Annotated in this window: 16 protein-coding genes; 4 read left to right on the forward strand and 12 right to left on the reverse strand. The window is 67.8% G+C overall.

Features of this window, described 5'->3' with window-relative positions; all coding sequences use genetic code 11:
• The first annotated feature begins 187 nt into the window (after positions 1-187).
• A complete protein-coding gene (locus DKG74_RS10340; protein ID WP_109905402.1) occupies positions 188-2,200 on the forward strand; it encodes an autotransporter family protein in 2,013 nt (670 codons plus the stop codon).
• A gap of 78 nt (positions 2,201-2,278) precedes the next feature.
• Here the strand turns inward: DKG74_RS10340 and DKG74_RS10345 are convergent, their stop codons facing one another.
• From DKG74_RS10345 to DKG74_RS10360, 4 genes are all read right to left on the reverse strand, one after another.
• The gene (locus DKG74_RS10345; RefSeq protein WP_109905404.1) at positions 2,279-2,755 is read right to left on the reverse strand and encodes a nuclear transport factor 2 family protein; all 477 of its coding nucleotides are present in this window, start codon (positions 2,753-2,755) and stop codon (positions 2,279-2,281) included.
• A 17-nt stretch (positions 2,756-2,772) separates the two neighbouring features.
• Positions 2,773-3,555 carry an SDR family oxidoreductase gene (locus DKG74_RS10350; protein WP_109905406.1) on the reverse strand — a complete coding sequence of 261 codons (783 nt, stop codon included), beginning with the start codon at positions 3,553-3,555 and terminating at the stop codon, positions 2,773-2,775.
• 15 nt (positions 3,556-3,570) lie between these two features.
• Positions 3,571-4,725 (reverse strand): sulfotransferase family protein, encoded by a 1,155-nt coding sequence (locus DKG74_RS10355; RefSeq protein WP_109905408.1) that lies wholly within the window; start codon positions 4,723-4,725, stop codon positions 3,571-3,573.
• Between the two features lie 122 nt (positions 4,726-4,847).
• Entirely contained in the window at positions 4,848-5,930 is a 1,083-nt protein-coding gene (locus DKG74_RS10360; protein WP_109905410.1) for a DUF1214 domain-containing protein, read from the reverse strand.
• Between the two features lie 105 nt (positions 5,931-6,035).
• On the opposite strand from DKG74_RS10360, the gene DKG74_RS21735 reads away from it, so the two are divergent.
• On the forward strand, positions 6,036-6,641 hold the full coding sequence (locus tag DKG74_RS21735) for a TetR/AcrR family transcriptional regulator (RefSeq protein ID WP_165837631.1): 606 nt from the start codon (positions 6,036-6,038) through the stop codon (positions 6,639-6,641).
• Here the strand turns inward: DKG74_RS21735 and DKG74_RS10375 are convergent, their stop codons facing one another.
• Positions 6,642-10,127 carry an AMP-binding protein gene (locus DKG74_RS10375; RefSeq protein WP_109905412.1) on the reverse strand — a complete coding sequence of 1,162 codons (3,486 nt, stop codon included), beginning with the start codon at positions 10,125-10,127 and terminating at the stop codon, positions 6,642-6,644.
• A 411-nt stretch (positions 10,128-10,538) separates the two neighbouring features.
• Between DKG74_RS10375 and DKG74_RS10380 the strand changes: the two genes are divergently transcribed.
• Positions 10,539-11,495 carry an HD domain-containing protein gene (locus tag DKG74_RS10380; protein WP_109905414.1) on the forward strand — a complete coding sequence of 319 codons (957 nt, stop codon included), beginning with the start codon at positions 10,539-10,541 and terminating at the stop codon, positions 11,493-11,495.
• A gap of 6 nt (positions 11,496-11,501) precedes the next feature.
• On the opposite strand, the gene DKG74_RS10385 is transcribed toward DKG74_RS10380, so the two are convergent.
• Together DKG74_RS10385 and DKG74_RS10390 are read right to left on the reverse strand one after the other, a co-directional pair.
• Positions 11,502-13,298 carry a trypsin-like peptidase domain-containing protein gene (locus DKG74_RS10385; protein WP_165837632.1) on the reverse strand — a complete coding sequence of 599 codons (1,797 nt, stop codon included), beginning with the start codon at positions 13,296-13,298 and terminating at the stop codon, positions 11,502-11,504.
• Between the two features lie 226 nt (positions 13,299-13,524).
• The gene (locus DKG74_RS10390; protein WP_109905418.1) at positions 13,525-14,295 is read right to left on the reverse strand and encodes an SDR family NAD(P)-dependent oxidoreductase; all 771 of its coding nucleotides are present in this window, start codon (positions 14,293-14,295) and stop codon (positions 13,525-13,527) included.
• 50 nt (positions 14,296-14,345) lie between these two features.
• Here DKG74_RS10390 and DKG74_RS10395 point away from each other — a divergent pair, with 50 nt between their 5' ends.
• A complete protein-coding gene (locus tag DKG74_RS10395) occupies positions 14,346-15,263 on the forward strand; it encodes a LysR family transcriptional regulator (RefSeq protein ID WP_109905420.1) in 918 nt (305 codons plus the stop codon).
• 5 nt (positions 15,264-15,268) lie between these two features.
• Here DKG74_RS10395 and DKG74_RS10400 read toward each other — a convergent pair whose 3' ends face one another.
• The 5 genes from DKG74_RS10400 to DKG74_RS10420 are packed head-to-tail and all read right to left on the reverse strand — an operon-like array spanning position 15,269 to position 19,497.
• Positions 15,269-16,222 carry an alpha/beta hydrolase gene (locus tag DKG74_RS10400; protein WP_109905422.1) on the reverse strand — a complete coding sequence of 318 codons (954 nt, stop codon included), beginning with the start codon at positions 16,220-16,222 and terminating at the stop codon, positions 15,269-15,271.
• Between the two features lie 13 nt (positions 16,223-16,235).
• A complete protein-coding gene (locus DKG74_RS10405; protein WP_109905436.1) occupies positions 16,236-17,237 on the reverse strand; it encodes a YheT family hydrolase in 1,002 nt (333 codons plus the stop codon).
• A gap of 3 nt (positions 17,238-17,240) precedes the next feature.
• Positions 17,241-18,011 carry an SDR family NAD(P)-dependent oxidoreductase gene (locus DKG74_RS10410; RefSeq protein WP_109905438.1) on the reverse strand — a complete coding sequence of 257 codons (771 nt, stop codon included), beginning with the start codon at positions 18,009-18,011 and terminating at the stop codon, positions 17,241-17,243.
• Between the two features lie 59 nt (positions 18,012-18,070).
• Positions 18,071-18,511: a GNAT family acetyltransferase gene (locus DKG74_RS10415; protein WP_109905440.1), complete on the reverse strand. Its 441-nt coding sequence runs from the start codon at positions 18,509-18,511 to the stop codon at positions 18,071-18,073.
• Positions 18,508-19,497 carry an SDR family oxidoreductase gene (locus DKG74_RS10420; protein ID WP_109905442.1) on the reverse strand — a complete coding sequence of 330 codons (990 nt, stop codon included), beginning with the start codon at positions 19,495-19,497 and terminating at the stop codon, positions 18,508-18,510. The genes DKG74_RS10415 and DKG74_RS10420 overlap by 4 nt, the downstream gene beginning before the upstream one ends.
• Between the last annotated feature and the right edge of the window lie 17 nt (positions 19,498-19,514).

The following is a 19,514-nucleotide window of genomic DNA, read 5'->3' on the forward strand; positions in this document are numbered from 1 at the left end:
TGGAAATGTCCGATAGAAATTCGACGGTCTGATTGACCGCCAACAATACAGACAATAACTTCATGCGCGAAACATGCCTCGGAAGGGGGCTTGCCCGCAGCTGATTCGTGGTGACGCGACAACGCGGGGGTGGGCCGCAGGCATGGTTCGTTCTTTGTAAATTCAGGACTTACCGGGGGGTAAGATCATGTCCAGAATGAATAGCGCCGGGCGTCGCCTGGCGGTTTCCGCCATTTCGCTCGCCATCGCCGCCGGTTTCGGCATCGGTTCCGCCTTCGCGCAGGCCGCCATCGTCGACAACGGCACCGTTGCGATCGGCGTCAATCCGGAAGGCAATCTGATCACCGGGGGCGTCGGCCTGACCTTCCTCGACCTGCCGGCCGGGGGGCAGGATGCCCTGGAACCGGGCTGCGCCTGCGAAGCCTGGGGCGTCGCCGATTTCACCACCCGCGATGATGCCGCGCCCTTCTTCGGCAATGCCGGCGAAGCGACGGGCGACCGCAATCTGTTCGATGCCACGCTGACCGTTTCGGGCACCGGCACCGATCCGCGCTCGACCGGCGACAGTGCCATTTCGACGGTGAACGTTGGTGCGGCCGGCTCGGATCGCCGCCTGTCGGTCACCCACGACTATCACCCCAGCGTCGACTCCCGCCTCTATCAGGTGGATGTCTCGATCACCAACAACGGCACGACCGACATCGGCGAGCTGCGCTATCGCCGCGCCATGGACTGGGACATCCCGCCGACCGAATTCAGCGAATTCGTGACCATCCAGGGCCTGCCGGCGACCAATATCGTCGCGACCAGCGACAACGGCTTCGCCAACGGCAACCCGCTGGAGCCCACGGGTAATCGCGGTGCCCCCGAGAACGAGAATTTCGAGGACAACGGCCCGGCCGACCACGGTGCCACCTTCGACTTCAACTTCGGCAATCTGGCCGTCGGCGACACGCGCGAATTCGTCATCTTCTACGGCGCCGCCGCCAATGAGGCGGAAGCGCTCGATGCCCTGCGCGCGGTCGGGGCCGAGGTCTATTCGCTCGGCCAGTCCTCGGGTGACGGCGGTCCGACCGACGGTACCCCGGCGACCTTCATCTTCGCCTTCCAGGGCGTGGGCGGCACGGCCATCGGCGGCCAGCGGGCGAGCTTCACGCCGCTCTTCGTCGATATCCCGATGCTGGTGTCGGAGAGCCATTTCCGCAACGTCGGCCTGCGCCTGTCGGGCAAGATCGGTGGTGGCGAGACCAGCACCCTGTCGACCGTCGCCTCGATGATGGACGGCGCGCCGGCTGAAATGGGTGCCGCGGCGGGCGACACGATGGCCGACAATGTCTTCGGCGTCGAAGGCCTGCGCGCCTTCCTGACCGGGTCCTACAACGGCTCCAAGTTCAGCAGCCAGCCCGGCCTCATCGGCAGCGATACGGACGGCTTCTCGATCACCGGCGGCGCCGACTACGAACTGATGAAGGGCGAAGGCGCGGTCGACAGCCTGATCGTCGGTCTCGGCCTTGGCTGGTCGGGCTTCTCGTCCGATATCCATGACGCCGGCTCCAATGTCGATGGCACGGGCATCACCCTGCTCGCCTATGGCGCGGCCACCGTCGCCAAGAACCTGAACATCGACCTGACCGCCGGTTACAGCTGGATCGGCTACGACAGCACCCGCGTCGTTGGCCTCGGCAGCGCCATCGCCGATGTCGATGCCCGCGACTTCAGCGCCCAGCTCGGCATCGGTTACGACATCGCCCTCGCCAGCGACGTGCCGCACACCGCGCTGATCGTCACGCCGTTCCTCGAGGTCGGCTATTCCAATGCCGAGGTCGACGGCTATCAGGAAACCGGTACCTCGCCGCTGACCGTCGATGGTTTCAGCACGGATTCGCTGACGACCGAGGTCGGCCTGCGCGGTGCCTTCACCATTCCGTCGCCGGTGTTCTCGGACACCATGATCCTGCGTGTCTCGGGCGGCTGGGTGCATGAGTTCCTCGACGACGGCTACACCATCCAGCAGCAGCTGGGCGCGACGACCCTGACCGCCCGCACCGGCGATCCGGATCGGGACTATGCCCGTGTCACCGGCGGCCTCGCCTTCCCGGTGGCGCCAGACTTCGCGATGGGGATCGACTATGACGGCATCTATGGCAACAGCGACTTCAGCAGCCAGATGATCTCGCTGCGCAGCCGCGTCGCCTTCTGATCGTAAGCGCACCGCCTGTAACAAGGAAACGCCCGGGTTTTGGCCCGGGCGTTTTTCTTTGATGCGATGCGCGATGTCTCAGGGCGCCGTCTTGCTGCCCAGCAGATGGGCGGTCAGATTGGCGTCCGGGATCTGGTGCACACGCTCGAACAGGCGGGAATAGGTCGCCTTGCGGATCAGCCAGCGCCCGTCCAGCTTCACGTATTTGTCGACATAGAACGAGCTGCCCTCGACCACGGTATTGCCGAAGGCGAGGCTCATGGTCCAGTCGATCAGGGTCCAGTGGCCGTCGGCGGTGTCGTCGTCATGCACCTCGATGATCGGGTGATGCACCGTGTGGCTGCTGACGAGCTGCGGGTTGAAGGCCTCGCGGATCGCCTGCATGACATTGTCCCGCCCGACATAATGGAAGCGGTAGATGCCACCCTGGTAATCGACCTCGGCATCCGGGGTCAGCAGGGATTCGAGCAGGGCGAGGTCGCAGGTGTCGATCGCGCGGCAGTATTTGTACTTCAGCTGTTTGATCAGTTCGATGTCTTCGAGGCGCAGGGCCATGGTCTCTTTCCTCCCCATCAGGCGGGCATGTATTCGCCGCCGTTGACGTCCAGCGTCGCACCCGTCACCTGGACGGCGTAATCGGACAGCAGCATCAGGGCCGCGCGGCCGCATTCCTCGTCCGGCGGAATCTTGCCGAGGGCGATGCGGGCGGCGGCTTCGGCGACGGCTTCTTCCTTGGTCTTGCCCATGGTCATGGCGCGCCATTCGAAGAACATGTCGGTGGCGGGGCCGCCCAGCCAGCCCATGGTGGTCATGTTCACCCGGACGCCCTTGGGGCCGAGTTCCAGCGCCAGCTGGCGGGTCAGCGAGGCGAGGGCGCCCTTGGCGAGGACGTAACCGCCTTCGCCCGCCATGGGCTTGCGGTCGGCCATGGTGCCGATGTTGACCACCGACCCCTTGCCCTTGGCCTCGAAGCTGGGCAGCACGGCGCGGATCATGTTCAGCGCGCCGCCCACGATCACGTCGAAGGCCATGCGCAGGTCGTCCGCGTCATTGTCGAGCAGCGGCACCATGGGCGGGTGGTAATAGGCGGAGTTGATCAGCCCGTCGATGGTGCCGAAAGCCTCGATGGCCGTGGCGGCGACCCGGGCGCAGTCTTCCGGCTTGGTCACGTCGCCCAGCACCGAGACGGCCTTGCCGCCCGTCGCGAGAATATCCTTCAGCACATCGCCCATGACGAAATCGGAGCGCGACATCATGACGACGCGGGCACCGGCAAGGGCGGCGTCGCGCGCCATCTTGGCGCCCATGCCCGGGCCGATGCCGGTGACGATGACCACCTTGTCCTTGAGCAGCATGGTTTCCCCCGTTTTTCAGTTCTTCAGGAAGGTGTCGATATAGAAGGCGAAATCCGCCTCCAGCCCCGCTTTGGTCAGGCCGAAGTCCTCGGCCGTGTAGTGATGCGCCGGGTGGCGGTCGCGGGCGTTCTGCTCCAGCCAGTCGCGCATCGCCGCCTGCTCCGCCGCGCCGAAGGCCAGGCCGAGGGCGGCATAGACGCGCTTCGCCTCGCCCACCGGGTCGCGCTGGACATCCTCGTAACGGGCGTCGATGAAACGCTCGGGGTGGCGTGCGCGCAGGGCGATCACCTCGGACAGGGAGCGGCGGAAACGTTTCACCCAGAAGGGACCGATGGCCTTGAGGTCGAGGGCATCGGTGTTCGGCCGGGTCAGGGCGGCGGCCATGCTGGCGTAGGACGGCACGGTCTGCACCGGCGTCCGGTGGGTCATCACCACCCGGCATTCCGGGAACACGGCGAAAAGCGCGGGCAGGGCGGTCAGGTGATGCGGCGACTTCAGCAGCCACTTCCTGCCCCGGCGCGCCGGCGCCTGCCACTGCAGCAGTTTCAGCCAGGTCTTCAGCTCGCGGTAGGCCGGGGTCTGGTCGAAATCGAGCAGGAATTCATCGTAGCCCGGCACCTTCAGCATGGTGGCATAGCCGGTCGAGACGAACGAGCGGTCGAGGAGGAGGACATCCTCCTCGTAACCCACCGGGTCGATGGGATGGATCGCCGCGATTTCGGGCATGGTGGCGAGATAGATCGCCGTCATCTGCTCCGCCGCCTCCACGCGGGGGCTGACGCCGCCCGCCGTCTCGCCGGGGAAGGGAATGGGGTTCAGCAGCTCCCACGAAAAGGTCGAGGTCAGTTCCGACGAACAGGCCAGCAGACGGTGCAGCATGGTGCTGCCGGTGCGCGGCAGGCCGACGATCTCGGCCATGACCTCGACTTTCTCGTCCTCGATCTCGGGATGATCCTTGACGAGCTGGATCAGGCGCAGCCGCTCGGACAGGGATTTCAGCAGGCTGCCGCCCTGGATGAAGGCACCCATGTCGGACAGATCGGCTTCCTCGTTAAGGGAGCGGACGAGGGCCGTCAGCGGGGCCAGGAACCAGGGGTCGCCGAAATCGGCCAGGCCCGTTTCGGCCTGCGCCTGCGCCATCAGCTTCTCGACCGAAAATACCTCGGCCATGGAATATCCTCCTGTAACTCTTATCGTTTTCTAATGGTCATCCCGGCGCAGTCCGGGATCTGGTTCAGTTGCAGCGCCTTTTCCGGCGCGAGATCCCGGCCTTCGCCAGGATGACGCGGTCGTTACAGGTCAATCACGCGGCAGCGCGGCAGCGGATGGCTCGATGCGCCCAGCCAGCGCAGCAGGGCGGTGCCGCGGTCATGGCCGGCGGTGTCGATCCAGTTGCCGAAACCCGGGTCGCGATGGGCGATGACCAGCGTCAGGCTGCCGTCCGCGTTCAGTTTCGCGCCGTGCTTGTTGATCCAGACGCGGTGGTGCCGGTACTCGAGGGATTCCATCCACCAGTTGTTCAGCTGGAAATTCCAGTAGGGGCAGTCCGGCACCTCGGTCTCGATCACCCAGGCCTGATCGGGGCCGATGTTCCAGTAACCGTGCAGGTAGAAAATGTCGGGATCGCCGCCCGCGCGCAGGAACATCTCCTGGCCCCAGTCGGGCAGCTCGTTCGGCCGGGTCATGAACAGCTCGGTCCACTGCGCGAAGATGAAGGCGGTGCCCATCACGCCCATGGCCGCCTTCTGCAGGGCTTCGTTCAGGTCGGCGGCGCGCAGGGGCGGCGGCGTCGCCGGGCCGCCGATCCGCTCGATCGTGTAATGACCGGGCTTTTCATTCTCGTGGTCGAGATAGGACTGGCGCACGACGAGGAGGGTGGAATCCGGCGCCAGGGGCAGCCAGTTGCCGGGTTTCGGCGTCGCCGAGGCGATGATCTCGAAACTGCCGTCCGGCCGGATGTCGAGGCTGCGGTCGTTCAACTCGCCGGTCGAGGACATGGTGCCGTCGACCGCATAGCGATTGGCCTTGGAGCCGATGGAGAAATAGGCGATGGAGCCGCGCTGGCCCCGGATCAGATAGTCGCGGTCGCCCGCCACGGTCGCCGACAGATAGACATTGTCCGGGTTGTCGGCGCCGATCTTCACCGTTTCATGGGCGAGGCGGCGGAGGGCAGGGAAGTCCGGATCGGCATATTCGACCGAGGCTTCGAGGAAGGCGCGGGTCAGCCGGCTCAGGTAACGGATACCCTCCGCCCGGTCGAACACGGTGGCCGGCGCCTGCTCGCGGAACAGGATGTTGCCGGCATTGGCGATCGTTGTACAGAAGTCCTGCCAGGCTTCGCCCGAAATGATCCGATCGTCCGCCGTTCCTGCCATCTTCCCTCTCCCGAAAATGGAAAATTTCTGTTTTCCTTGGCGCCGATCATCGCAGCGGCGATCTTTCCGTCAAGGAGAATCTGTCGCGTATCGAAAGGAACGGCGTTGGCGAGGCGAGATGAGGCGGAATTGCGCGAGGCGATCCTCGACGCGGCGCGGGGTGTGTTTCTGACCGAAGGTTTCGCCGCCGCCTCGGTCGGCGCCATCGCCCGGACGGCCGGGGTCTCGACCAAGACGATCTACCGCCTGTTCGAGACCAAGACCGATATCCTGGTGGCGGTGATCTCCGGCTTCATGGAAATGATGCTGCCCGGGCTCGACGAATATGTCGTCGGGCGGCGGGAGGAACTGGAGCCGGTGCTGAACCGCATCCTCAACGGCCTCGCGCCGCTCGGCCTTTCCGAAGGCGGGCTGGCGGCGAACCGGCTGGCGACGACGGAAGTGATGCGCGTGCCCGAGATGGTCGCCGCCTTCTACCGCGAGGGGCACGAGAAGATCGTCGCCGCGCTCGGCCGCTGGCTCGCCCGCCAGCAGGAGGCGGGCCATATCCGGCTGGCCGATCCGGCGCAGGCCGCGGCCATGCTGCTCTCCATGGCCTATGCCGACCTCACGCGCCGGGCGACGATCAGCGGCGAGGCGCCGACACCGGACGCCATCGCCCGCTGGGTCGCGCAGGCGGTGGCGGTGTTCCTGCGCGGTGTCGCGGCCTGATCAGGCCTTGCTCTCGAAAGCCGCCTTCACCGCCTGATAGTCGGTCTTGCCCGAGCCGAGCAGGGGCAGTTCGGCGACATGGACGAAGAGTTTGGGCAGGAGCAGTTCCGACAGGCCCTTCTCGTGCAGATGATGGGCGAAGGCATCGCGCTTCGCCTCCGGGCAGGTGGTCATCAGGCCGAGGCGCTCGCCCTTGGCGGGGTCGGGCAGGTTGACGACGGCATGGGCGAATTCGGGCCAGATTTCCGTCGCTTCGTGTTCGACCGCGGCGAGGCTGACCATCTCGCCCGCCACCTTGGCGAAACGCTTGGCCCGGCCGAGGATGGTGACGAAGCCGAGTTCGTCGATATCGACGATGTCGCCCGTGTCGTACCAGCCGCCCTCGGGCGCTTCCAGTTCCGCCGGGCGGTCCGGGCGGAAATAGCCCAGCATGATGTTGGGGCCGGAAACGACGAGGCGGCCGCCCCGCGTGATGCCCTCGACCGGCTCCAGCCGCGCGCGCATGGCGGGCAGCAGGCGGCCGACGGAGCCGGGCTTGAACTGCATCGCCGTGTTCACCGCGAGGACGGGCGAGCATTCGGTGGTACCGTAACCTTCAAGGATGCGGACGCCGAATTTCTCGCCATAGATGCGCCGCGTCTCGTCCTTCACCCGCTCGGCCCCGGCGAAGATATAGCGGGTCGAATAGAAATCGTAAGGATGGGCGGCGCGGGCGTAACCGTTCAGGAACGTGTCGGTGCCGAACATCATGGTCGCCCCGGTCTCATAGGCGAGTTCAGGGATCGCCCGGTAATGCAGCGGCGAGGGGTAGAGGAAGGTCTTCACCCCGACGATCAGCGGCAGCACGAGGCCGCCCAGCAGGCCGAAGGAATGGAACACCGGCAGCGGGTTCAGCACCCGGTCGTTGCCGGTGATATCGACGATGGAGGCGACCTGGTTCAGGTTGGCGTGCAGGTTGCGATGACTGAGCACGACGCCTTTGGGCAGACCCTCGCTGCCCGAGGTGAAGAGGACGACGGCGGGATCGTCCGGCCGCGTCGCCAGCTCGCCGTGCAGGAAGCGGGGCGCGCGCGCGGCGGCGAGGCCCCACAGCTTGTCGGTCAGGGAAAGGCCGGCGCGGATATCCTCGAGATAGACGATCTGCGCGACCTCGTTTATCGCCTTGATCGCCTCCTCCAGCTTGGCCATGGCGACGAAGCGGCGGGAGGTGAGCACGGTCCTGACCTTGGCCGTCCGGCAGGCCGAGGCCATGGTCGCCGGCCCGGCCGAGAAGTTCAGCATGGCCGGCACCCGGCCGAAGCAGATCAGGGCGAAGAAGGTCACGGCGACGCCGCCCGTGTTGGGCAGCAGGACACCGGTGATTTCCTTGTCCTTCGTCACCCGCGCCAGCGCCCGGCCCAGCACGAAGCAGGCCATGATGAAGCGGTTGTAGGTCAGCGGCTTGCGGTCCTGATCCTCGACGATGGGCAGGTTGCCGCCGTGGTTGGTGCGGGCGTGGAGCAGCGCCTCCCACAGGTTCATCTCGAGATCGACCGAGGCGAACATCATCTCGACCATGACGTCGTAGAGCTTGTTGCCGACGACCTGACGGCGGCGGCGGCCGTTCAGCCCGGCCGGCACCTCGAAGCGCCGCGGCTCGAGGATATGGATCGTCACCTTGGGGAACAGGCGGCGGTGCAGCTTGCCGCCGAGGCGCGAGAACAGCGAATACTGCGGGCCTTCGATGCGGATCGGCAGCACCATGGCCCCGGCCCGGTCGGCGACCATGCCCGGCCCCTCGTAGATCTTCATCAAGCCGCCGGTCACCGTCGGCCGACCTTCCGGGAAGATCACCATCGGCGTGCCGTCGGCGACCGAACGGATCAGCGCCTTGACCGCGACCGGATGGGCGGTGTCGACCGGATAGAGCCGGATCAGCTTCGACATCAGGCGGGCGGCGCGGCTCTTGGCGACGGTTGCGTTGGCGGCGAAGCGCAATTCGCCGGGCAGGAAGGCGGCGAGCAGCGGCGCGTCGAGCCGGGAGACGTGATTGGCCACGACGACGACCCGGGGCCCCGCCTTGGCGACATTCTCGAGGCCCTTGACCTCGACCCGGAACAGCAGGCGCAGCAGGCGCGCGGCGGCGGCCTTGAACAGGGCTTCCGGCCACAGGCGAAGTGTCGCCGGCACCACGGCGAACCCCGACAGGCCGAGCAGCAGGAACAACTCGGGCAAGCCGAGCCCGAGGCCGCGCAGGACGAGGCCGAGCAGCAGCGCCGCGAGGCCGGCAAGGCCGACCAGCAGCCCGGCGAAGGCATAATGATGCGCGGTCGCGCGCTCGTCCGCCGGATCGCCGGTCAGGACGAGGAGCGGGATCGAAAGGAGGGCGAGGGCAGCGGCGGCGAAGAAGGCGTCGATGGCGATGCGCATGGCGCCGGCATCGCCAGCCAGGGCGAAGATCGAGCGGGCGCCACCCTCGGGCGCGGCGAGGTCGATGCCGGCGGCGGTGCCGAACAGGTCGAACAGGGCGAGGAGGGCGACACCGAGGGTGACAGGGGCGAGGGCGCCGCTGGCCGGCCCCCGGCTGAGGCGCAGGGTGAGGAAGGCGCCGAAACCGGTGCCGAGGGCGAGCACGCCGAGCAGGGCATATTCCGCCAGCCCGTCGCCGCGCAGGATCAGCCGCGCGGTCGCCGGCAGATAGGCGACCAGCAGGATGGCGGCCGCGGCGGCCCAGGCCACGGTGACGGCCGACGACCAGGGCGCGCCCTGACGGCGCATCCGCTCCGCCGTGTCGAAAACACCGCCCCGCGCCATCTGGGCGAGGTCGATATCGTCTTCCGCCGGGCGGTCGCCCAGCGTTCCGGCGGCGAGATAGCGGGTCAGCCACCAGCCGGCCCCGGCGACCAGCACGAGGACGATGGCCAGCGCGACCTCGCCGCCGGGCAGCGCCATCAGGACATGGCTGGCCCCGATGCCGAGCGCGGCGGCGAGGAAGACCGCGCTGAGCGCGCGCGCCGCCCCTGCGAGGCGCCCTTCGGCGCCGAGACGGCGATGCAGGGCGGACAGGATCAGCGGCCCGATCACGGCGCCGACCACGCCTTCGAGGGCAAGGCCGGCCCAGCCGCCGCGCCAGTCCCGGGCGATGTAGCCGGCGGCGGCCAGCAGCGCGGCCAGCAGGGCGACCGCCATCGACCAGGTGACGATGGGCTGGCCCCGGCCCCGGGCCGCGATGGCGCCCGACAGGCGCGGCAGCAGCACGGGCGGCACCAGCAGCAGGGCGGCGGCGATCAGGCCGCGCAAGGCCAGTTCATCGGGTGCGTCGGCCGGCCGGATCAGGGTGGCGAAATTGGCGGCGGTGGTCAGGCTGAAGGCGGCGAGGGCGATGATCAGCCGGGGCGCCGGACTGGCTGTCAGCGCCTGGCGCAGGCCGCCGCGCGCGGGCGGCGGCGGCGCATCCTGCTGCGCCGAGGTGGCTTCCGGCTGCTCCTGTCCGCTTCTCTCAGTCATCGTGCGATTCCCGTCCTGTCCCCGTCGGTACGCGACAAGCCACTGACCCGTCCGGCGTCATTATCCCATGTCCGGGGATGGTGAAAGGGGAGGCGGTGCGGTCCAACGCCAATCGGTGCGATTTTGAGGCGGATTCCGTGGCGCGCTTCAGCGGATTGGATGATATGACAGGGGCACGGCGCGGAGGCCATGCGGCTGGCACAGGGCTGGTTCCGGACTGTATTGCCGTGCATGTGATCTGCGTCACAGACGCCCCGGGAGACAGGTTGTCCGTTAAGGGGCAGATTTCTGGCACAAGATTGGCGTTTCCGGGATGACCCATGACGAGTTCGATGCTCCAGCTTCCCTTCGCGCCGTCGGTGCCGTGTCCCGGCACCCCGGTCTGACGTGGCGGCCGGCGACGGAACAGTGATGACCAGGTCGTTTGAAGAGATCGCCTGCAAGGCGGGCATCGACCTCGCGGTGGAGCCTTTCGCCATGGTCGAGGGCAGCACCGCGCGTCGGGCCGCCCAGTCCATCATCGCCGCCTTCGAGGCGCTGGAGGCGCTGGCGCCACCGAAACTGGCGCCGCTCACCGACTGGCTGCTGGCGCGGCAGGGTTTCGCCGAGGATCACCCCTATCGCCGCGCCGCCTGGCCGCTGGCCGAGGCGATCGAGCAGCGCGACCAGCCGAAGCCGGTCAACCCCTATCACAATGCCCACCACACCCTCGAAGTCCTGCTGAACGCGCATTATCTGGCTTGCCGCAACGATGCGGTCGCGACCCAGATCCGCCTGACCCAGCGGGAATACGGCCTCCTGTGCCTTGCCGCGCTGATCCATGATTACGAGCATGACGGCACAATGAACGGCGCCGAGCGTTTCCGGCTGGAGCGTCAGTCGGCCGATCTGGCCAGCCCCTTCTTCGCTGCCGCCGGCATCGACGCCGGGGACAGGGCCGCGATCAATGTGATCGTGCTGGCGACCGATCCGGCGGGGCCCAATCTTTACATGAAGGCCCTGCACGGCATGGCTTTTTACGAGGGGGCGCCGCCCGATCCGGCGCTGTCCTATCCGGAACTCGCCCCGCTGGCCGACGACCGCCGGCTGCTGCGCCTCGCCGCGCTGCTGAACGATGCCGATCTTCTGTCGTCGGCCGGTCTCAGCGTCGATTACGCCGCCAAGCAGTCGGCCAAGCTTGGCGCCGAGGGCGGACGCCGGCTCGACTGCGCGGACATGCTGCGCTTCCTCAGCAAGATCGTCGGCGGCAGTTTCACCACGCGGGCCGGGCGCTTCTTCAATCTGAACATGTTCCTGATCAAGGCCCTGGCGGAACTCGGCGTCAATCACAGCGACGATGGCATCGACGCCCCGCTGATCAGGCCCTGACCGGATTTATTTCCAGCACTCGACCAGCACGGTATAGCGCCGCGCCGCCTCGCCGACATCGGCCGCCGAGAGGATGGCGGTGCTGTCCGCCGCGGCCGGCACGATCTGCAGGCGGTTCAGGAAGGCGGCGGCGACCCCGCCCTTGATGGCGAAATTCACATTCTGCGGAATGTCGCCATAGGTATCGACGACTTCGAGCGCGTCGAGCTTGGCCGAGACCACGCCGACCACATGGCCGCCGCGGTCGAGCAGCGGGCCGCCCGAATTGCCCGGCTGCACCGGGGCGGAAATCTGGAAATAATTGGGATCGTCGCGCAGGCCCGCGTTGGCGCTGATCGTGCCCGTCGTGACATTGGCTTCCGACGACAGCAGGCCGCGCAAGGGGTAGCCGACGGCGACGACGTCGTCGCCCGGGCGGACATCCTTGCCCATGCGGAAGATCGCCCGCGACGGCGGCGCCGACGAGGCTTTCAGCAGGGCGAGGTCATGGGCCGGATCGGTCGCGACGATGGTGGCCGAGCCGATGGCCTCGCGGCCGAGGCGCAGCTTCAGGTCGGCGCAGGTGCCGACGACATGGTGATTGGTCAGCACGAGGCCGCTCATCGAGATGAAGAAGCCCGAGCCCGTGGAATCGAGTTCGGTGCGGCTGCGCTCCGGCGGCGGCGTGCTGGCGGTGCGCGGCATGGAACTGCCCGGTCCTGCATTGCGCAGCCAGTCGTCGGCGCGGCGCCGCGCCTCCTTGGTCTCGGCCCGCTCCATCCGCTCGCCGAGTTCGGTGCGGTCCTCCAGCGCGGCCTCGCGTTCGGGGCCGGAGCCCATGGAATCAATGGCGATGCTCAGCCATTTGTAGGCTTCGACCAGATCCTGCGGCACGCCCTGACCGTCGCGGAACAGGGCGGCCAGATTGCGCATCGCGCTGGTGTTGCCCTGTTCGGCCGCCCGTTCGTACCAATAGCCGGCCTCGCTCGCCGCGCGCGGCACACCGTCGCCGGATTCGAGCAGGACGCCCAGATTGTTCTGCGCGGCGGCATTGCCCTGCAGCGCCGCCTTGCGATACCAGGTGGCGGCCCCGGCCTTGTCGGCGGGCACGCCTTCCCCGGTGTCGAGCATGAGCGCGAGGTTGAACTGCGCCTCGGCGTCGCCCTGTTCGGCCGCCTTGCGATACCAGGCCGCGGCCTTGGCGTCGTCGAGCGGCACACCGGTGCCGAAGTCATACATGACGCCCAGGTTGAACTGGGCACGGGCGAAGCCCTGTTCGGCCGAGGCCGCGTACCAGCGCGCCGCCTCGCCCTTGTTCTCGGGCACGCCGATGCCCTTGTCGTAGAGAACGCCCAGATTGTTCTGCGCCTTGGCATGGCCCTGTTCGGCCGCCTTGCGATACCAGAAGGCGGCGGTCGCCGGATCGCGGTCGATGCCGTCGCCGCTCTCATACATCAGCGCGAGATTATATTGCGCGCCGACATGGCCGCTCAGCGCCGATTTCTTGTACCAGAAGGCGGCTTCGGTCTTGTCGGTCTCGACCCCCTTGCCCGAGTCATAGAGCAGGGCGAGGTTGAACTGCGCGTCCGGATTGCCGCGCTCGGCGGCGAGGCGATACCATTTCGCCGCTTCCGCGTCGTTCTCGGGCACGCCCTGACCGTTGTCGAGGATCACGCCGACGCCGAACTGGGCATCGGAATCGCCGCTCTGCGCCAGCGGCAGCCAGATCTTGTAGGCCTGGCCGTAGTCGCCGCGCTCATAGGCCGAAAAGCCCTGCTGATAGCTCTGCGCCAGGGCCGGCAGCCCCGAGGCAAGGACGATCATGGACCCGAGGGCGGCAATAGCACCGGTTGCGACGAAGCGGCCTCGACGGCCACGCGGCTTCATAATGTGAGGCACCAGAATAGAGTGTGGCGCGGAAAGACACCGCCGCGACCCTGCCGATTGCTTTGAGCAAGGTAACCTAGACTGCCCGGCATCGAGTCGCGAACATTTTGCAAGCGCGAAATGCGAATCTTGCCGAAGTGTGGCAGGGGGAGCGCGCCATGGCTTAACCCCCCGCGATGGTGACACCGCCATCGACCGCCAGCGTCTGGCCATTGGTGTAGCGACCGGCGTCGGACACAAGGAATAGCGCGGCCCCGGCGATATCCTCGGGCTCGCCAATGCGGCCGGCGGGGCAGTTGCGCAGCACTTCCCGCTCGATGTCCGGGTTTTCCCACAGGGCGCGGGCGAAATCGGTGCGGATCAGGCCGGGCGCGATGCAATTGGTGCGGATACCCTCGCCGCCCCATTCGACGGCGAGATTGCGCGCCAGCTGCATGTCGGCGGCCTTGGAAATGCAATAGGCGCCAAGGAGGGCGGAGCCGCGCAGGCCCCCGATCGACGAGATGATCAGGATGGCGCCGCCGCGCGCCGTCAGGGCGGGGCGGGCCAGCTGGCACAGCCACAGGTTCGACTTGATGTTGGAGGCCATGATCTTGTCGAAGGCGGCGTCCGGCACGTCTGCGATGGGGCCGAAATAGGGGTTCACCGCGGCATTGCAGACCAGGGCGTCGATCCGGCCGAAGCGCGCCATGGTGCCCCGGATCAGCGCCTCGCATTCATCGCGGGACGAGATGTTGCAGGGAATGACGGCGGCCGTGCCGCCCTGCGCCTCGATCTCGGCGCGGACCTTGTCGCAAGCCTCGGCCTTGCGGCTGGAGACGACGACGCTTGCCCCCGCGCGGGCCAGTTCCTGTGCAATGGCGCGGCCGATGCCCCGGCTGGAGCCGGTGACGACCGCGACCTTGCCTGTCATGTCGAACAGTTTCGATGCCATGATGCCCGCGTGCCCCCCGTCGATTCGTTTTCTTTCTTTGGACCAGAGTCATGCAGGATTGGGACGATCTCAAGATCGCATTGGCGATTGCCCGTCACGGCACGCTGACGGCGGCCGGGCGCGCGCTGGGACTCAACCAGTCGACCATGGGCCGGCGCCTCGCCGCGATGGAGGCGGCGACCGGTCAGCCCCTGTTCGAGCGCCAGGGCACCAGCCTGATCGCGACCGAACTGGGCAGCCGGGTGGTCGCCGCCGCCGAGCATGTCGCGGGCACCGTCGCCGAATTGCAGGTCGAGCTGGCGGGCGGGCCGACCCCGCTTGAAGGCATCCTGCGTCTGTCGGCCCCGGAATTGCTGATCGCGCCTTTCCTCGCCTCGCGGCTGGCGCCCTTTATTTCCAGCCATCCGGGCCTTGCGGTCGAACTGGTCGCCGACGAGCGGCCGCCGGTGCTCGCCCGGCGCGACAGCGACATCGCCCTGCGCTTCTCGCTGCCCGATCAGGCCGAGCTGTTTGTCCGGCGCGTCGCCTTCATCGCCTTCGCCGTCTATGCCTCGCCCCGCTATGTTCTCTCGGTCGGTCTCGACCCGGAGGAGCGGCGGGCGCCGACGGCAGGCACCTTTTCCGGCTGCGACGCGGTGGGGCCGCCGCCGGAATTGTCGGGCGCGGCCGATGCGCAGTGGTTCGCCTCGGTCGCGCGCGGGGCGCGGCCGGCGCTGCGGGTCGACGGCATCGCCGCCCAGCTCGCGGCGGTCAAGGCCGGGCTCGGCGTCGGGCTATTGCCCTGTTTCATCGGCGACGACGAGGGCCTGACCCGGCTGACCGCGCCGGGCGCCTGTCCGTTGCGTGAAGTCTGGCTGGCGGTGCACCGCGACCTGCGCCATGCGCCCCGCCTGCGCGCCATGATCGACCAGCTGAGCGCGACCATGAAGCGCGAGCGGCCCGCCCTGATGGGCGCGCCGCGCGGCTGATCTCCTCAAGCCTCGGCGAAAGCGGCCTTCAGCAGGGCGGCGCCTTCGACGAGGGCGGTGCGGCCCGCCTCGATCACGCCCGCCATCGAGCAGAAACCGTGAATCTGGCCCGGGAATTCCGACAGCGTCACCTTGTTGCCTGCCGCCTTCAGCGCCTCGGCATAGGCGATGCCTTCGTCGCGCAGGGGATCGAAGCCGGCGACGATGACATGGACGGTGCCGAGATTGGCCAGGTTCGGATGGCGCAGCGGCGAGAAGCGCGGATCGGCCAGATCGACATCGGAACCGTCGCCCAGATACTGGACGAAGAACCAGGTCATCAGGTCCTTGTCGAGCATGTAGCCCTCGGCATTGGCCGTGCGCGACAGGCCCTCGTGCAGGGCATCGGTCGCGGGATAGATCAGCAGCTGGAACACGACCTTGGGGCCGCCCGCGTCGCGCAGCTGCTGGGCGACCACGGCCGACAGGTTGCCGCCCGCCGAATCGCCGCCCACCGCGATGCGGGTCGGATCGGCGTTGATCTCGGCCGCGTTGCGCGCGACCCAGTTGACCGCGGCCAGACAGTCGTCGACCGCCGAGGGGAAGCGATGCTCCGGCGCCAGCCGGTAATCGACCGAGACGACGAGGCAGCGCGCCTCGTTGGCCAGCAGCCGGCAGGGCGAGTCATGGGTGTCGAGACTGCCGATGACGAAGCCGCCGCCATGGAAGAAGACGAGGACGGGCAGGGGGCCGGCCGGCGCCGCGACCGGGGTATAGATGCGCACCGGCAGCTGCGTGCCGTCGGGCCCGGGGATGCTGCGTTCCTCGATCCGGCCGATGGGCAGGTCCTTCATGTCGGTCAGCTTGCAGGTGATCTCGAACATCTGGCGGGCGACGCTGGCCGGCACCTGATGGAGGCGCGGCAAAGGCGAGCGGGCGATCTGGTCGATGATGGCCTTGGCCTGCGGATCGAGGGTCATGGAAGCTCTCCCGTTAGTTATGGTGGTCGCGCCGGGCGAGGGCGGACAGGAATTTCTCGACGGCGTCGACATACCAGATGCCACCCCGGCCGTGATGGCCGACATGGCCGCCGCCTTCGGTGAAGGCCGGCATGATCGACGGCAATTTCGACCATTCGACGGCGCGATAGGTCGAGAAGGGAATGATCGGATCGTCCTTGGCCGCGATCACCAGCGTCGGCACGCGGATCCGGTCGACGAAATGGCGGGCGCTGTTCGCGGCGTGGAACGCCTCGGGCGAGGCATAGTCGTTGCGGGGCGCGGTTACGTTACGGTCGAAATCGACGAAACTCTCCGCCGCGGCGACGGCGGCGCGCAAGGGGGCCGACAATTCCGCCCCGGGCGCGACATATTCCGCCTTGAACGCCTTGAGCAGATAGGACTGGTAGAAGCGGTTGCCGCGCCGGTTCATCGCCCGCGTGGTGGCGCCGAGGTCGATGGGCGCGCAGATGCTGACGACGCCGGTCACGGGGCCGTTGGCCCCCTGTTCGCCCGCCAGTTTCAGCACCGTGTTGCCGCCCAGCGAGAAGCCGACGGCGACGATGCCGAGGGCGGTCAGCTCGGGCGACAGGCCGTCGATGGCGTCGCGCAGATCCTGCGAGCGGCCGGCATGGTAATGGCGCTTGCAGTCGATCCGGCTCGGCCCCGCGCCGCGCAGGTTCACCCGCAGCACCCGGTAGCCGAGGCCGAGCAGGCGTGCCGCCACGGCCCGCATGTAGAAACTCTCGGCGCTGCCGGCGATGCCATGGGCCAGCAGGACGAGGGGCAGACCCTCACCGGCAGCGGCCGGCTGGTCCAGCACGGCGTGCAGCACATCGCCCGTGCCGTCCGACACCGGCAGGCGCAATTCGGTCTCGCTGGCCGGCGGGCGGGCGACCATGGGCTTCATCAGGGCATTGCGTATCGTCTGCAGATGCCCGCCCAGCCAGGGCGGCCGGGGGCGGAACGGCGAAAGCCCCAGTTCGTCGAGGGTCATGGCTCAGAAAATCGTGTAGCCGCCGTCGATGACGATGCAGTCGCCCGTATGGAAACTGCTGGCATCGGAGGCGAGATAGATGGCGATGCCGGCGAAATCCTCGGGCCGGCCCCAGCGCCGCACCGGCACCCGGGGCAGTACCTTGTCCTGGAAACGGGGGTTGGCGAAGATGGCGCCGGTCATGTCGCTTTCGACCCAGCCGGGCAGCACGGCGTTGCAGCGGACGCCGTCGCGTCCCAGTTCGGCGGCGATGCCGCGCATCATCGAGACGACGGCACCCTTGCTGGCGCCGTAATGCTCGCTCCGCGCCGCGCCTTCGAGGCCGGCGACCGAGGCCGTGACGACGAGGGAGCCGCCGCCGCCCCGCAGGGTCATGTGGCGGGCGGCTTCGCGCAAGGTCAGGAAGGCGCCGTCGAGATTGACCGCCATCACCCGGCGCCATTCGTCGAGGCCGAGCTGCATGAAGGACGCGGCACCGCCGATCACCCCGGCATTGGCGAAGCAGGTATCGACCCGGCCAAAGGCATCGACGGTGCGGGCGAAACCGTCGGCGACGGCGGCCTCGTCGTCGACCGACACCGCGAAACCGGCGACCCTGGTGCCATGGGCCGACAGGCGCTCGACCGCGGCTTCGGTCTTGGCGACATTGGTGCCCCAGATGGCGATGTCGGCGCCCGCCCTCGCGCAACCCTCGGCGAAGCCAAACCCGATGCCGCTGTTGCCGCCGGTCACCAGCACCACCTTGCCCGTCAGATCGAAAGCCGCGAATGCCACGATGAACTCTCCCTCGTTATCTTTCTTGATCTTTCTTGATCTTTCTTGGATCGGGAGGATCAGGGATCGAGCGGCCGGCCGTCCAGCCATTTCGCCATCATGACCCGCGGCTGTTCGGCATAGCCGATCGATTCGTAGAAACCGCGCACCTTGCCGTTCTCCGGCCGGATCAGCAGATGCATCTTCTGCATCCCCGTCGCCGCCGCCCAGACTTCCGCCGCCTTGACCAGTTGCCGCCCCAGCCCCGTGCCCTGCAGCGCGGGGGCGACCGCGACGTAATACATCCAGGCCCGGTGCCCGTCGTGACCCACCATGACCGTGCCGACCACCTCGCCATCGCGCTCCGCCACCAGGATCACCGCTTCCAACGAGCCGCGGGCGCGGGCGATGTCGTCCCGCGGGTCGTTCCACGGCCGGGTCAGGCCGCAGGCTTCCCACAGGACAACGACGCTTTCGACGTCGTCGTCGGTGATCGGGCGGATGGCGATGTCGTCGGTCATCTCGGTCTCTCGATATAGCCTTGCGCGATCAGCCAATCCGCGCAGTCGGCCACCATATCGGCCAGCGGCACCGGCCGGTAGCCGAGTTCGCGCTGCGCCTTCAGGCTGGGGCAGGGGTTGGATTTGGCCGCCATGGCGGCGGCTTCGGGGGTGACCGGCGGCTCCCGTCCGGTCAGCAGGCCCTTGAGGGCATAGAGGCGACCCATGACCTTCAGGACGGCGAGCGGCACCACCGGCGGCACCCGGCTCTTGCCCAGGCGGCGCGCGATCTCGGCGACGAAGTCGCGCATGGTGGCGTCGGTGCCGCCCAGCACGTAATTGGCCCCGGTCGCGCCCTTCTCGGCGGCGGCGATATGGGCCTTCACCACTTCGCGGACATGGGTGAAGGAGACACCGCCGGGCGGGATGCCGGGCAATTCGTCTTCGGCCACCATCAGGAACAGGCGGGCCCAGGTGTGGCTGTCCTGCGCGCCGACGATGGCCCCCGGGTTCAGGATCACGGCATCGAGCCCCCGCGCGATGGCCTGTTTCACTTCCTGTTCGGCAAGGTACTTCGAGCGCTGGTAATTGATCCACGAGGCGCCGCCCTGCTGCGGCGTGTCCTCGGTGATCGGGCCGTCGATCAGGCCCCAGGCCGAAATGGTCGAGGTGTGGACAAAGCGCCTCGCGCCCTTCTCGAGGGCGACATCGCACATGTTGCGGGTGCCGTCGACATTGTTGGCGGTCTGGCGCGCGTTGTTGCGCGACCACAGATTGGTATCGCCCGCGACGTGGAAGACGACGTCGACCGCGGGCGGCATGGCTTCACGCAAACTGTTGATATCGGTGATGCTGCCGGTCGCGAGGCCGACCGGGCGCCGGCTCAGAAGGCTGGTGTTCGAGCCCCGGCGCACCAGGCAGGTGACCTGCCAGTTCCGGGCGATGAGTTCATCGACCAGGTTGATCCCGACGAAACCGGTCGCCCCCGTGACGAATGCTTGTGGCATTGCTGCCCTCCCCTCAA

Source organism: Zavarzinia aquatilis (assembly GCF_003173035.1).
In the GTDB taxonomy this organism is placed as follows: domain Bacteria; phylum Pseudomonadota; class Alphaproteobacteria; order Zavarziniales; family Zavarziniaceae; genus Zavarzinia; species Zavarzinia aquatilis.

Bases quoted from the DNA above. Each gene is read 5' to 3' on its own strand.
- DKG74_RS10340 (WP_109905402.1), top strand. From the start codon at position 188: ATGTCCAGAATGAATAGCGCCGGGCGTCGCCTGGCGGTTTCCGCCATT.
- DKG74_RS10345 (WP_109905404.1), bottom strand. From the start codon at position 2,755: ATGGCCCTGCGCCTCGAAGACATCGAACTGATCAAACAGCTGAAGTAC.
- DKG74_RS10350 (WP_109905406.1), bottom strand. From the start codon at position 3,555: ATGCTGCTCAAGGACAAGGTGGTCATCGTCACCGGCATCGGCCCGGGC.
- DKG74_RS10355 (WP_109905408.1), bottom strand. From the start codon at position 4,725: ATGGCCGAGGTATTTTCGGTCGAGAAGCTGATGGCGCAGGCGCAGGCC.
- DKG74_RS10360 (WP_109905410.1), bottom strand. From the start codon at position 5,930: ATGGCAGGAACGGCGGACGATCGGATCATTTCGGGCGAAGCCTGGCAG.
- DKG74_RS10375 (WP_109905412.1), bottom strand. From the start codon at position 10,127: ATGACTGAGAGAAGCGGACAGGAGCAGCCGGAAGCCACCTCGGCGCAG.
- DKG74_RS10380 (WP_109905414.1), top strand. From the start codon at position 10,539: ATGACCAGGTCGTTTGAAGAGATCGCCTGCAAGGCGGGCATCGACCTC.
- DKG74_RS10385 (WP_165837632.1), bottom strand. From the start codon at position 13,298: ATGATCGTCCTTGCCTCGGGGCTGCCGGCCCTGGCGCAGAGCTATCAG.
- DKG74_RS10390 (WP_109905418.1), bottom strand. From the start codon at position 14,295: ATGGCATCGAAACTGTTCGACATGACAGGCAAGGTCGCGGTCGTCACC.
- DKG74_RS10395 (WP_109905420.1), top strand. From the start codon at position 14,346: ATGCAGGATTGGGACGATCTCAAGATCGCATTGGCGATTGCCCGTCAC.
- DKG74_RS10400 (WP_109905422.1), bottom strand. From the start codon at position 16,222: ATGACCCTCGATCCGCAGGCCAAGGCCATCATCGACCAGATCGCCCGC.
- DKG74_RS10405 (WP_109905436.1), bottom strand. From the start codon at position 17,237: ATGACCCTCGACGAACTGGGGCTTTCGCCGTTCCGCCCCCGGCCGCCC.
- DKG74_RS10415 (WP_109905440.1), bottom strand. From the start codon at position 18,511: ATGACCGACGACATCGCCATCCGCCCGATCACCGACGACGACGTCGAA.
- DKG74_RS10420 (WP_109905442.1), bottom strand. From the start codon at position 19,497: ATGCCACAAGCATTCGTCACGGGGGCGACCGGTTTCGTCGGGATCAAC.